Origin of the sequence: Paenibacillus cellulosilyticus (genome assembly GCF_003182255.1) — a bacterium.
Lineage (GTDB): Bacteria > Bacillota > Bacilli > Paenibacillales > Paenibacillaceae > Paenibacillus_T > Paenibacillus_T cellulosilyticus.
Map to the genome: position 1 here is coordinate 19,098 of NZ_QGTQ01000040.1, position 13,918 is coordinate 33,015.

Sequence of the window (13,918 nt, forward strand, 5' to 3'; positions counted from 1 at the left end):
GTTCGTTCGTTCTTCCATCCTTACCATTCGCCTACTCGCTCCTTGCGGCTCGACATGTACGGGACTGACCACCTACGTTCATAACACAAACTTAGCCCCTTGTGCTAACGGGCATCAGCGAAGGTCACGAACATCATCAGCTCCATGCGCTAATGAACACCACTGTGCGTTGCGGACACCATCAGCCTCTTGCGTTAGCGAACACTAATATACGTTGTGTGGACACCATCAGCCTCTTACGCTAACAAACACTAATGTACATTGTGTGGACACCATCAGCCTCTTGCGCTAACAAACACTAATGTACATTGTGTGGACACCATCAGCCTCTTGCGTTAACAAACACTAATGTACATCGTGTGGACACCATCAGCCTCTTGCGCTAACAAACACTAATGTACATTGTGTGGACACCATCAGCCTCTTGCAACTTCTTGCGCTAACGGACCCTACGGACTCTATCGCATCTTATATCGCCTATTCTTTCGCTAACGGACTCATATGAGCTTATTTGGGTTTCTAATGCTGAATTAACCGCCAAAAGCACCGAATAGCGCCATCTCAGTCCGTTAGCCACAATCATGCAGTAAATTCGTGCCAATAGCGTCTGCTGAGTCCGTTAGAACGAGAGCAACGCGGCAATAAGGCGGGAGACCGCAGGCTGAAAGGCGGGAGACCGCAGGCTGAAGGGCGGGAGACCGCAAGCTGAAGGGCGGGAGACCGCAGGCTGAAGGGCGGGCCTATGAACGCCGACATTAAAAAAACGGCTGCCGCTATTGCACTTAATGTGCCGGAGACGCCCTTCCTTCGAAACAAATAGTCGGCCCCCGTGCACTTAATCTGCCGAAGACGCCCCTCCCTCGAAACAAACAAAGCCGTCCCCAGCACATCTAGTGTGCCGGAGACAGCTCTTCTGCCGCTTGCCGCGATTAATCTTAATTCCGCAAATAATTCGAGGAGTCACGTACAATAAGCCTCGACTCAATGACGTATTTATTTTGTTCGCTCGCGTTCAAGTCGTTCAACTGATCGATGAGCTTCTCCGCCAGGCAGACGCCCATCTCGTACTTCGGCTGTTCTACCGTGCTGAGCGGAGGCACGATGTACCCCGTGATCCGGTTGTTGTCGACACCAACAACGGCCAAGTCCTCTGGGATACGAACCCCCCTCTCCCGGCAAGCCCGGTATACGCCGAGCGCCATCTCGTCATTAGCGGTAAATACAGCGGTGAACGGCTCTTGGCGTTCGAACAGCCGCAGCGTTGCTTCGTATCCGCCGCTTTCCATGAAGTGTCCGGAATCAATAAGTCCTGGTTTGAAAGGAATGCGGTTATCCTTCAGCGCCTTCAAGTAGCCTTCCATCCGCTCATAGTTTTCCATCGAATCCGAAAAGCCGCCGATATAAGCAATCTGCTTGTGCCCCTGCTCGATCAGATGGCGAACAGCCGCCTCCGAGAACTGCACATTGTTCGTCTTGCAGCTCAGAATGACCTCATCATCAATCGCTCTGCCGATGACGCCAAGGGTATACCCTTTCTGGGAGTAGTCCTTAATAATGTCATCGCTGACGAACGGGGTGACGAGAATCATGCCGTCGACCGTCCGATTGGACAGCAGGCCGAGATACTCCATCTCCTTCTCCAGCTCGTTGTCCGAGTCGCAAATAATAACCTTGTACTTGCGGGCATACGCCGCATTCTCGATTCCTTTGATGATCTCCGAGAAGTAAGAAACGATAATGTCGGGCACGATGACGCCGATCGTCATCGTACGCTGGGAGCGCAGCTGCTTGGCAGCCGCATGCGGATGATAATCCATCTCTTCAACCGCCTTGAGTACCTTCTGCTTTGTTTTCTCCGACACAAGGCTGCTGTCGTTCAACACACGCGATACGGTAGCAGCCGATACGCCGGCCCTCTTGGCGACATCTACGATTTTATTGTCCATACAATCAACCTTGTCTTTTTTCTAAAAATTATAGGCTTTAAATCTAGCGATATCAACCTATTAGCGCATATGAGCTCAACTACCCTACTTAGCTGGCATTCGCCCCTTGCAGTGTACGGTGATGCATGATACACTGTTTCCAATATCTAGTGTATGGTCTGTACCCATACACTTCAGACAAAGAAGGGCCGGTGAACGATTCGATGCCCCCAGATATGATTTGGCGGATTGACGATTTCCAGATCGATCCGTCCCGCCCGCTGTATGAGCAGTTCGTCGAACAGATACGCGCGATGATTGCCAAGGGCCAGCTGGCGCCAGGCACTAGGCTCCCCTCTGTCCGCGAAACTGCTGCCTCACTGCGCGTCAACCCAACAACCATCATGAAAACCTACCAAGAGCTGGAACGACTGTCGCTGCTCGTCACGTATCGCGGACAAGGCACATTTGTCACGAATGAGGAAGCTGCCATCTCGCGCTCACGCCGTGATCTGGCACGCACCGCTGTTGCGCGGCTGGAAGAGCTCGCGCAATCGATCGGCATGACGCTTGAGCAATTCATTGCCTTAGCCAAAGAGGAGGAATAATCATGATGGACCACACGATAACGATCCAATGCACAGCTGTTGAGATGTCCTTCAAGAAAAAGAAAGCACTGCACAATGTCACGTTCGCTGCAAAGAGCGGCTCCATCGTTGGTCTGCTCGGGCCGAACGGCGCCGGCAAATCGACGCTAATGCGCATTCTAATCGGCATCCTAGAGCCTACGGCCGGCACTGTCGAAGTGCTTGGACGCAAGCCTGGCGTAGAGACGCTCGGACAGCTGTCGTTCCTGCCGGATCGCGGGCACCTGCCGAATTGGCTGACAGCCGATCAATGGCTCGGCTATGCAGCCGGCATCTATCCGGACTGGGACATTGCACTCGAACGCGAGTGGGTACGCAAGCAGGAGGTAGACCGCTCCACGAGCATTGGGACGATGTCGCGCGGTCAAGAGGCTCGGCTGCAGCTGTTAACCTGCTTATCGCGGCGGACGAAGCTCGTTATACTCGACGAACCATTCACAGGCGTCGATCTGCTGTCGCGGGAGCGCATCTCCTCCGCAATCGCGGAAGAAACGGCTGACGGCGACCGCACCTTCCTTATTGCTACGCATGACATCCGCGAGATGGAATCGATGTTCGACCGCATTATTCTGATCGGCGACGGCACGATCAAGGGCGTATACGATACGGAGAAGCTTCGCGATGACGGCCGTTCCGTTGAATCCTGCTATAGGGAAGTGTTCGCATGAGCCGCCGCCAACGTCCTTTTAGTCCGATCGTCGAGTTCGAGCACAGCGCTTTTACCCCCTACCTTCCTACAACAAAGAAAACGGCATCCTATTGGGTACTCGGCATTATCATCGCGATCTTTGCATGCCGCATCGGATTCGGAGACCGCTATGAGCCGGAAGCCGTCTATGTGCTAGGCGTCTCCCTTGCTTGGGTTTCCTTCATTGCGCCAATGAGTATTCGCGCCCTTCAACAACCGTCTCAGCCATTCCAAGAGTGGTGGCTGACGTTTCCGCTGGATCGCCGCACGCTTGTGCGAGCGAAGCTGCTCGCCTCTCTTCGGCTGAACGCGCATATCGCTGCGGCGATCTGGCTCATTGTGACGGTTCATAATTTCAGCGCTGCCGTTCTGACGGAATCGCCATTCCATGCGAGCTTGGGACGTCTATGGGCCGACGCCGCTTCGTACGGATTGCTATTCGCCGCCATCGTCCTGCTGATCACATGCCTTGCCACTCTCGCGCCTATCGCCTTACACGGATGGTATCGACTTCTCATCTTCCCTTACCTCGTCCTTTGGGGGTTCCCGATGGGAAATCTGGGCAGTCTGCTTCAAGGTGAAGTGCAAACCGATCGTTGGCTGCAAACGCCAATGGTGCTGCTGTATGCCTGTGCCGGGGCGCTGCTCGGATGGATTCTGTATCACGTTGCGATTGTCGGTGTCGCGAAGGTTGCAATGAAAGGCCTTGCCTCACATGAACCAGGTAAAGCCTTGGTCCATCTGCATCGGCCTGCGAGCGCCGCACAACGCACAGTCCGCGGTCGTCCAACCGCAGCCGGCTTCCGCAGCCTGTTTCAATTGGAGCGCTCCAGACATCGCAGCATTGCAGCTAACAAGTGGCTGCAGCTCGTTAGAGGTATTCTTGTGTTAGCTATTATGGTCGGCGGCTATTTCTCCCTCAGTAACAGCGAATGGATTGACATGATTCGGGCTATTCTCGTCATTCCGAGCATCTTCATCATTACGCATATGACGCTCACGTATGCGAACGATATGGGCAAACGCCGACTCGAATGGATGCTTGGCTTCCCTTACAGCCGGCTTAAGCTCGCTTTCTCCCGCCTACTGGCGATATGGGCGACTACCGCCTTGTGGCTGGGAGGTGCCTTACTCGCCGCAGCGGTCGGCGCAGGTATCCGCTATATCGTGAACCGTCCGGATTCCATTGGAACGAGCAATAGCCTATACACTGCAGCCTATGTCCTGCTCCTGTTCACCGTTTACATCATATTCGGGACACTTGTCAGCCACGTGCAGTACAGCACCGCGAAATATCCGGTACTATCTGCCATCGGGCTGCCTTTCATGATGCTGTCCTATGTTGCGCCTATGCTCTTCAATCAGTACGTGCTGCCTGAATCGCTTCCGACAGCAGGGGTTTCACATTCGTTATGGATTGGTCTTGGCCTCTTCGCTGTGATCGGCCTTCCATTCGCCTTAGTCCTATTCGTCATCTCGACACGCGGCATGGCCTTCTCCATGCTGGCGTCACAGGCCAAACTTGCTCGGCGATCCGGGGTTACCAAATAACACAGCTTGACAAAATGTTCAGACGGGAGTATAACATTACCAATCCAAACGAAGCATAATTGCAAGAGGATGACATGTTACATTCAACGAAGGGAACACGTTCACCGTATCACGCACTCCCCAGAGAGTCGGCAGCCGCTGAAAGCCGATGTGTGCGCTCGGATCGAACATCCTCCCCGAGAAGCCGTGCTGAACCAGAAGCTCAACATTGTCGAGCTGTAAGCGCGGACGGCCGTCCCCCGTTATAGGGAACGCGTATGAACACGTACGCGACAAAGTGTTGCTGTCTATGACGATAAGCGTTCGGTCACTCGCCTGCTGCAGAAGGCATACCGTGCGTTACGCTAAGATAGCAGAACAAGGGTGGTATCGCGAGTTAATCTCGTCCCTATGAGGGACGAGATTTTTTTGTGTACAATGCTATTATGGGCTATGAGCCATTGAAAGGATGACGCCAGATGAACGCACCGAGCAGTCACGAATCACGCAAAGTTTCACTCGAAGAAATCATGCAAGCCCACCTGCACTTGAAAGAGGTCGTGACGCGTACGCCGCTTCAGCACAGCCGTGTGCTGTCCGAGCGCTATGAGTGCGACGTCTACCTGAAACGGGAGGACCTGCAAATTGTCCGTTCGTTCAAAATTCGCGGCGCCTATCATATGATCCGATCGCTGTCGCCGGAGCAGGTTGCGCACGGCGTCATCTGCGCCAGCGCAGGCAATCATGCGCAAGGCGTAGCCTACTCCTGCCGCACGCTCGGCATTCGCGGCAAAATCTATATGCCAAGCACGACGCCTCGTCAGAAGGTGAAGCAGGTATCCTTTTTCGGCGGCTCAGAGGTAGAGATCGTGCTTGTTGGCGATACGTTCGATGATGCGTATGCACAGGCAGTCGCAGAAAGCGAACGGACGGGAATGACCTTCATCCACCCCTTCGACGACGCGAAGATCATCGCCGGCAATGGCACGATTGGCATGGAAATTATGGAGGCGGCGGAACGCTCGCCCGATTATATATTCATTACAGTAGGCGGCGGCGGTCTGGCGGCAGGCGTTGCTTCTTATGTGAAGGCTGTCTCCCCTACAACCCGCGTCGTCGGCATTGAGCCGAAGGGCGCCCCTTCCCTGCAGCGTTCGCTGAATGCAGGCAAGGTCGTCGCGCTTGATGAGATCGACAAGTTCGTGGACGGCGCTGCCGTTAAGCGGATCGGCGATCTGACGTTCGAAGTGTGCCAAGAGCTCGTTGACGATGTGCTGGTCGTTCCAGAAGGCAAAGTATGCACAACGCTGCTGGACCTGTACAATGAGAATGCGATCGTCGCTGAGCCGGCAGGCGCGCTTCCGATTGCTGCGCTGGACCTGTATCGGGATCAAATCAAAGGCAAATCGGTCGTCTGCGTCATTAGCGGCGGCAACAACGACGTTGACCGGATGCAGGAAATTAAGGAACGCTCGCTTATTTATGAAGGGTTGAAGCATTATTTCATGGTGAACTTCCCGCAGCGTGCAGGCGCCTTGCGCGAGTTTCTCGATGATGTGCTTGGCCCGAATGACGATATTACACGATTCGAATATACGAAGCAGCACAACAAAGATAACGGACCGGCGCTCGTTGGCATAGAGCTGAAGCACCGGGAAGATTATGCCGCACTCATGGAACGGATGTATGCCAAAGGATTGACGTTCTACGAGCTGAACAAAGATCCACTGCTGTTTAATTTGTTGATTTAGGGAGGAATGGACGATGGCATCACCGGATAAGGGGGCTCTGCGCAGCGAAGATGAGCAGCCAGGACGCGATCATAACCGCGCGGATTCCATCCAAGTCGAGTGCGATGACGAATGTGAGAAGGCAATCAACGCTTCGATTCATGAAGATAAGAGATGTGCGGAGGCTGCGCTGGCACCTGGCTCCTCTTCGCTCATTATGCCGAAGCATCGCGTACACGAAATGGTGCTGCTCAAGGCAATTGCCGAGACGCTGAATCAATCGCATGAGCTATCTTCTATGCTGCATTCGGTGCTCGAGAAGCTGCTGGAACTGACGGGGCTGACGACCGGCTGGATTTTCTTATCCGACCGCTATATGGACTTCCGCTGCGTTGCGGAGCAGAATCTCCCTCCTGCCTTGACCGGCAACAATGGCAAGCGGATGAATCATGGCTCCTGCTGGTGTCTCGATCGGTATTGGGATGGCCGACTCGTCAATGCCATCAACATTCTGAATTGCAAGCGGCTTGAGGACGCGGTTACCTTCCGCTGGGGCGATACGCAAGGCATCACTCATCATGCAACGGTGCCGCTGCGAACGGGCAAGGAGCTCGTCGGACTGCTCAATGTGGCTGCTCCAGGGAAGGTACATTTCACCGATGAGGAGCTTGCGCTTCTCCAATCCGTTGCCTTCCAAATGGGCAGCGCCATCGAACGCATTCATCTGTATGCCGCTGAGCAGCGCCGTGCTGAAATGTTCGCTCGATTGGACGAGTTCAGCCGCGCGCTCACTGGGCGGACCGGCGGATGCTCCGATCTGGTGCCGGTGGCGAAGGCAGCGCTGCATCTGATCGGCGAGCACTTCCAGTGGCCGATCGCCGCGCTCTATGAGTCCACTGGTGATAAGCTCTCGCTGCGCTCCACTTACCTGTGTGATGAATCGTTCGAGCTGACTGAGCGTATGACGCTCGAACAAGCGGGCTGGCTGGGTGAAGCTGTAACAAACCGTCGACTGAGGACCGTCGCTGCCGAAGAGGCTGCCCTGCTGCTCGTTCGTGAAACCGGCGACGGCAAACGCCGGCCATCGACCAAGCTGGCGAAGGCTGCGGCTATCCCGCTGCCATTCGGCGATATCGGCTACAGCGTGCTCGTCATCGGCAGCACGAAGCGCGATGATCTTAAGGCAGAGGACCGCCCGATTCTCGAAGCGCTTGCCGAGCATATCGCGGGAGCGCTGGAGAGTACGCTGCTTGCCGATCATCGCAAGGAGCTGACCCGGATCGAAGAGCGCAATAAGCTGGCTCGCGATCTGCATGATTCGGTCAGCCAGCTGCTCTTCTCGTTGTCGATGACCTCCCGCGGCGTCGAAAGCCTGCTGACCGGCCCGGAGCCGGATACGGAGGCTGCACTGGCAGCCGTCCGCGATCTGCAGAGTTTATCGCAAAGCGCGCTGAAGGAGATGCGCTCGCTTATTCTTCAGCTTCGCCCTTCCGAGCTGCAAGCTGGACTCGTCACGGCGCTTCGTGAATACGGCGAGCGGCTTGGTCTGCGTATTCATACACAGCTTGATGGCGTACGTACACTTCCTCGCCCGATCGAAGATGCGTTATGGCGTATCGGCCAAGAGGCACTGAACAACGTCAGCAAGCATGCCGGCACAACATCTGCCGATGTGACGCTGATGATAACGAGCCAAGAAGTGACGCTTCAAATTTCCGACAAAGGCAAAGGAATGCCGGAAGGCAGCCCGAAGCTGCGAGGCACGGCTACCTCGATTGGTTTATCGACGATGCGCGAGCGCGCGGAAGCGCTTGGCGGAACGATCTCGATCTCGCGCAGACACAGCGGCGGTACAGCCGTCGAAGTGACCATTCCGCTTCTTGCGTCCGATCGATCCAACGGGAGTGAGGTGAACGAACGATGACGATCAAGCTTCTGCTTGCCGATGATCACGCGATGGTGCGCAAAGGTCTGCAAATGTTCCTATCGACCCAATCCGATCTGCGCATTGTCGGCGAAGCGTCGAACGGTCAGGAAGCGATCGATCGGACGAACGAGCTGTCGCCCGATATGATTCTGATGGACCTGCATATGCCGATCCTAGACGGCATTGAGGTAACGAAACGGCTAAAGCAGTCCCATCCGAATGTGAAGGTCATCGTGCTGACGTCCTTCTCAGACGAGGACCACGTCCTCCCTGCGATTCGCGCTGGCGCCAAGGGGTATCTGCTGAAGGATATAGAACCGGATGAACTCGTTCGCGCCATTCGGCGCGTATGGCAGGGACAGGTCGAGCTGCATCCCGATGCTGCGGTTCGATTGATGAATTTGCTCTCCACGCAGGAAGCCGTAAGCAACGACGAAGACACCTCCTCCTCCCGTCTGGCCGAGTTGACCAAACGCGAGATGGAGGTGCTCCGGCTCATTGCCGCAGGCAAGAGCAATAAGGAAATTGGTGATCTGCTGACGATTACAGAGAAAACCGTTAAGACGCATGTCAGCCACGTGCTCGATAAGCTCGGATTCGCTGATCGTACGCAAGCTGCAATATTCGCTGTGAAACACGGCCTCGATTAGGAGCACGGTTCCAAGAGGCCGTGCCCTCCCGCTTCTCAACTCCCACACGCTTTCAGCCTTTCTACGACGAAAGTCGTAGAAAGGACTGCAACCGAAGCCGAACAACAACCTCTTCCATAATCATCCTTACCACTGACGCTGCAAGGCTTCAAATCCGTTACGATAAGGCTACATAGAAATTAAGCCAATGCGCTTAACGGAGGAGGAGTAAGCCATGCAAATCGTTATTATTGCTGGCAGTAATCGTCAAGGAGCAACAAGCACGAAGGTAGCCGACTATGCAGGCAAACGTCTGGCTCAGCAAGGCCATCAGGTTCGACTGTTCGATCTGCACGCACAGCCGCTGCCGCTCTATTCCCCAGACCTTAACGCTGGAGCAAGCGAGCCAGCGGCAGCGCTGCAGCAAGCGATGCTCGCGGCGGATGCCGTAATTCTCGCAACCCCTGAATACCATGGCAGCTTCTCAGGCGTGCTGAAGAACGCGCTCGACTTCCTCGGACAGTCCCATTTCAGCGGCAAAACCGTCTTATCCATCAGCACGGCGGGCGGTCCGGTTGGCGTCAGCTCGCTTCAGCAGCTGCAGGCGATTATTCGCAATCTGCATGGCATCAACAGCCCGGAATGGATCTCTGTCGGCGGATCGCAGCGCGAGGCATTCGAACAAGGCGGCGACTTCGAGAATCATGCCGGCATTTATGATCGGATTCATCGTGCGCTCGATACGTTCGCAGACCTGGCATCAAAACTGCAGCGTCCAGCCACAGCAACGTCCCGTGTCATTGGCTAGAAACGGAAGCCGCAGCATAGCCGGTCTGCTGATAGCTGAGCAGCTTGCCGAACACGCTGTCTGACTCCGCAGCCAGCTGTTGATAGCCGCCTTGGCGGATCAGTCTTCCCTGCTCAAGCACGAGGACTTGATCCACATGGCGGATCGTCGACAACCGATGTGCGATGACGATTATCGTCATGCTCCCCTTCAGCTTCTCCAGCGCAGCTTGAATATGCGCCTCGTTCTCGCTATCAAGCGAGCTCGTCGCCTCGTCAAGAATAAGGACGGACGGCTTGCGCAAAATGGCTCTTGCGAGCACGATCCGCTGACGTTCTCCCCCGGAGAGCCGAATGCCGCGATCGCCCAGCTCCGTATCAAGCCCTTGCGGCAGACGACGAACGAATTCCTCCGAAGCCGCGAACTTCAGCGCTTCCCACATTTGTGCCTCCGATGCATCCGGTGCGGCAATGAGCAGGTTCTCTCTTAACGTTGCATGGAATAGAAACGGCTCCTGGGAGACGTAGCTGACCGTTTGCCGGAACGCAAACGGACTGCCGTTTCCGTTCCCGCTTTCGCCTTCGGCGCTAATAAGCGGACGTCCGTCAATCCGTACCTCGCCTCTCTCCGGCTTCACCATTCCGATGAGCGTATCGATCAGCGTGCTTTTTCCAGCCCCAGATTTACCGACGATCGCCGTCATGCTATTAGCTGGAATGTAGAGATTTATATTATCAAGCGCGTACGTCTTGTTATCGCCATAACGATAATACAATCCACGGCACTCGATTCCTTGCGTCATACGCGGCGCTTTGTCATCGAGATGTAGATCTGCCAGTGTCAGTTCTTTCGCAGCCTCGCATTCCTTCAACAGATTAGCCAAGGTAGTGAAGGCAGGCAGCGATTGCGCCAGGCGCTCCCAGCTGGACTGCAGGGTGGCGAACTTGGGCCATAAACGCGAGAATATAACGGAGATCAAAATGAGCTTCGCAGGCTCGACCTTCAGCACCGCATAGGCCATATAAATGAATCCCGCCAGCAGCAAGCTTGAGGCCAGCTTATAGTAAACGCCGGAAGTCGTCTGCACTCGTGTAAAAACAATGCTATTGTTCTCGATTCGCTCACAGACGGATCGAAACCACGAAATATGCTTCTCTTCCATTCCGTTGCTCTTAATGTCCTTCATGCCGTTCAGATGATCCGTCATCCCTGCATAATACTGCTGATACAGCTTGGTTGCTTCCTCGCCAAGCCTTCTTGATTTCTTGACGAATGTTCTCGAATAGAGCGCGAGCAGAATACCGCATAATAGAACGCCTCCCGTAAGCGATGGCGAGAGCATCCATGCAATGCCTACTTGAACGATAGTAAACAAGAAGGTCGCGAATAAGTTAAGCGATTGATAAACACCGTAATTCACACGAGGCAGCTCCGAGGTGGCAATATGAATGAAGTCGGCTTTACGTTTGCGGAGAAAAAATGACCAGTTGGACAGCATCAGCCCCTGATACACCTCTAGCTGCAATTGACGATAAAACCCTTGCTCGATCCGGGCGTCCATAATCGCGAACACGCGGTCCAGATAGGTTTTGATCATAATCAATAGAACGAACAATGCTAACAACAACGGGAGACGATAGTCCTCCGACACATGAGATAGAGGCGCAGCCAGCGAAGAAATATACGGGATTTGATAAGAGGTCGAATCGAAGAGTCCAAGAACGTTCAACATAGGCGCAAGCAGCAAAATACTTACACCTTCGAGTCCGCTGCACAGTAACATGCCGATAAAGCTGATATACAATTTGACGCCAGCAAAATGATGCAGCTTGCGGATAAACAGATAAATTTGTGCCAATTCCATTCTCCCCTTAGCTGGTCACAACACCACGAACCGTATCCAATACTCGCGTCATGAGATGCGAAACGGTAAACCCTTCGGCTGGTCTGTACAGCTGATAGACAGGGACCCGATCGGCAATGGCCGACAATGTCCGAAAATGCCACTGCTGCTCGCCAATATAATCGATCAGAAACCGCCGGAACGTATGCTGATGCAAAATTCTTAGTTTATCTAAACCAACACATGGCTTAAAATCGACTTCGCTCTTATCGGTAGGACCAAGCTCGAAGATGCCCGCAAGCGGAAGCGTCCCGACATAGAACCGATCTGCGACCGGTACAGCGAACTTATTCGAATAAATCGTTCGATAATGACCCGCTTCCATCTCAAGCTTCTCGAGACTGTTCTGCCACAGCTTCTGCTGCGGATAAGCAGAATGTACGATTGGCAATGCCCCGCCTCCGCTGCTATCGAGCGATACCGCAATGACGTCATCCGTCATGAGCTGAAACCCGCTGTTGATAAGCGCCGCTGCTAACGTGGATTTGCCTGCCCCTGATTCGCCAACAAAAGCATACGCTTGACCATCCATGACGATGGCACTCCCGTGAAGTGGTATTGTTCTCCGCTGTATCAGAATCATGCCCATACACGTTCCAAGAAGATATAATCGAATCGTTCGATCATCGGCTTCTGGGAACGGAGAAATCGTAATTCGTCTACCATCTCGCACCTCGAAGATCGCTGCCCCTGGCACGTATAACAGAAACAGGCCCTCTCCAAATCCATAGTATCCACCCTGCTGCCCATATCGGCTCCACGCATCGGTCAAGTCACCGATTACAACATCCACGTCCGGTTGTTCACCAACTGGCGCCTCGCACGCGAACAACTCCGGCATCTCGATACAGCATGCAATGCGCATACCAAAAGCATCATACATCGTTCCTTCCTCCCTGCTGCCCATCCTTCCGCCTCCCATTAACATTGTGATAAAAAAATCGGCCCCTACATGAGCATGTCCTATAGGGGCCGATTATTAATTAGGATGGATCAGGACCGCCTGGAAATCCTGGTATGCGAGGACCGCCGCCACCTGAGCCGCCGCTGCCGCCAGGACCGCCGCCGCCACCAGGACCCCCACTGCCGCCTGGGCCGCCGCCACTACCAGGACCACCGCTGCCGCCAGGGCCACCGCCGCCCGGCCTTGGGCCTGCCATCGTCATTTTGACATCAAGCACGTCCAATGCTGGCGTTTGCCATTGTTTTCTAGACTGCTCCATTCTGATACTTCCTCTCTCAATTGTATTTGTAAGGCGTTGTGTGGTTCAGAGGCCGTAAAGCTCTAGCGCTTTAGCACTTCATGCAATCTGAATACCTACCTACGCACTAGTTCCTATCAACCTCTCCCACGATGATTCTAGCATAGAGTGATACAAATTGTAACTACAAATTTAAGTTTTTGTGAATAAAAGTTACATTTCGTAACCTTGATCCAGGATGTTTGCCTCTTGACACAATTGGAATAAAAAGGTTAACTTATTCTCGACAATAAAACTAATGGTATTAGTTTGTGAAAAAAAGGAGTGTTGTTGATGTTCGCAGGACACTTTGGCTTAGCCGCGTTGGTTAAGTCTAGAACCCGTAAGGTGCCATTATGGGCACTTATGGTCAGCTCACAGCTGTTGGATGTTGTATTCATTCCTTTGGTGATGACGGGGACGGAATCGATGGATGAGACGGTGTACGGGGGCGGCTATGGAGGCGTCGTCATTCATGCGGACTATACACACTCCTTATTAGGTGCACTCTTACTTACAATCGTTGCTGCGTGCGTAGGAAGATGGATTTGGGGCAAGCAAGCCGGTGTCATCATTGGGGCTGTCGTATTCAGCCATTGGCTGCTCGACCTTCTTGTCCATCGAGCCGACATGCCCCTATTGCCAGGAAACTGGGGCGATCTGCCTCTGCTAGGTTTCGGCCTGTGGCAGTACCCTTGGATATCGATCGCACTCGAATCGCTTCTTATTGCTGCCGGTACCTGGATGTATGCACGTACTGCACTTCAACGAGCCGGCAGAAGCAGCCGCGTTACTCCGATTATCACTTCTGCGCTGCTTGGGATCGTGCTCATTCTGCTGCTTGTATCGGACGCGGATGGCTGGTTCTAAGTCGGAATTCACTCGATCTATCCCGCAAAAAAGGCTCTGGC

The 13,918-nt window shown here is 54.0% G+C and carries 12 protein-coding genes; 8 read left to right on the forward strand and 4 right to left on the reverse strand.

Annotated elements, in window-relative coordinates; genetic code table 11:
• Positions 1–935 precede the first annotated feature (935 nt).
• The gene (locus tag DFQ01_RS28430) at positions 936–1,946 is read right to left on the reverse strand and encodes a LacI family DNA-binding transcriptional regulator (protein WP_110047317.1); all 1,011 of its coding nucleotides are present in this window, start codon (positions 1,944–1,946) and stop codon (positions 936–938) included.
• A 191-nt stretch (positions 1,947–2,137) separates the two neighbouring features.
• Between DFQ01_RS28430 and DFQ01_RS28435 the strand changes: the two genes are divergently transcribed.
• From DFQ01_RS28435 to DFQ01_RS28465, 7 genes are all read left to right on the forward strand, one after another.
• Positions 2,138–2,533: a GntR family transcriptional regulator gene (locus DFQ01_RS28435; protein ID WP_245946918.1), complete on the forward strand. Its 396-nt coding sequence runs from the start codon at positions 2,138–2,140 to the stop codon at positions 2,531–2,533.
• 2 nt (positions 2,534–2,535) lie between these two features.
• Positions 2,536–3,240 (forward strand): ABC transporter ATP-binding protein, encoded by a 705-nt coding sequence (locus tag DFQ01_RS28440; protein ID WP_110047319.1) that lies wholly within the window; start codon positions 2,536–2,538, stop codon positions 3,238–3,240.
• Positions 3,237–4,811, forward strand: a complete 1,575-nt coding sequence (locus DFQ01_RS28445; RefSeq protein ID WP_110047320.1) for a hypothetical protein — start codon at positions 3,237–3,239, stop codon at positions 4,809–4,811. Before DFQ01_RS28440 ends, DFQ01_RS28445 begins: the two co-directional genes overlap by 4 nt.
• A gap of 458 nt (positions 4,812–5,269) precedes the next feature.
• A complete protein-coding gene (gene ilvA / locus DFQ01_RS28450) occupies positions 5,270–6,541 on the forward strand; it encodes a threonine ammonia-lyase IlvA (protein ID WP_110047321.1) in 1,272 nt (423 codons plus the stop codon).
• Between the two features lie 13 nt (positions 6,542–6,554).
• Positions 6,555–8,444 (forward strand): GAF domain-containing sensor histidine kinase, encoded by a 1,890-nt coding sequence (locus tag DFQ01_RS28455; RefSeq protein ID WP_245946919.1) that lies wholly within the window; start codon positions 6,555–6,557, stop codon positions 8,442–8,444.
• A complete protein-coding gene (locus DFQ01_RS28460) occupies positions 8,441–9,097 on the forward strand; it encodes a response regulator (RefSeq protein WP_110047322.1) in 657 nt (218 codons plus the stop codon). Before DFQ01_RS28455 ends, DFQ01_RS28460 begins: the two co-directional genes overlap by 4 nt.
• Before the next feature lie 214 nt (positions 9,098–9,311).
• A complete protein-coding gene (locus DFQ01_RS28465; protein ID WP_110047323.1) occupies positions 9,312–9,884 on the forward strand; it encodes an NADPH-dependent FMN reductase in 573 nt (190 codons plus the stop codon).
• Here DFQ01_RS28465 and DFQ01_RS28470 read toward each other — a convergent pair.
• From DFQ01_RS28470 to DFQ01_RS28480, 3 genes are all read right to left on the reverse strand, one after another.
• The gene (locus DFQ01_RS28470) at positions 9,874–11,721 is read right to left on the reverse strand and encodes an ABC transporter ATP-binding protein (RefSeq protein ID WP_245946920.1); all 1,848 of its coding nucleotides are present in this window, start codon (positions 11,719–11,721) and stop codon (positions 9,874–9,876) included. The genes DFQ01_RS28465 and DFQ01_RS28470 overlap by 11 nt on opposite strands.
• Positions 11,722–11,734: 13 nt before the next feature.
• Positions 11,735–12,673, reverse strand: a complete 939-nt coding sequence (locus DFQ01_RS28475; protein ID WP_110047325.1) for an aldolase — start codon at positions 12,671–12,673, stop codon at positions 11,735–11,737.
• 76 nt (positions 12,674–12,749) lie between these two features.
• Positions 12,750–12,989: a paeninodin family lasso peptide gene (locus DFQ01_RS28480; protein WP_174812517.1), complete on the reverse strand. Its 240-nt coding sequence runs from the start codon at positions 12,987–12,989 to the stop codon at positions 12,750–12,752.
• A 312-nt stretch (positions 12,990–13,301) separates the two neighbouring features.
• Between DFQ01_RS28480 and DFQ01_RS28485 the strand changes: the two genes are divergently transcribed.
• On the forward strand, positions 13,302–13,877 hold the full coding sequence (locus tag DFQ01_RS28485; protein WP_110047326.1) for a metal-dependent hydrolase: 576 nt from the start codon (positions 13,302–13,304) through the stop codon (positions 13,875–13,877).
• The last annotated feature ends 41 nt before the right edge of the window (positions 13,878–13,918 follow it).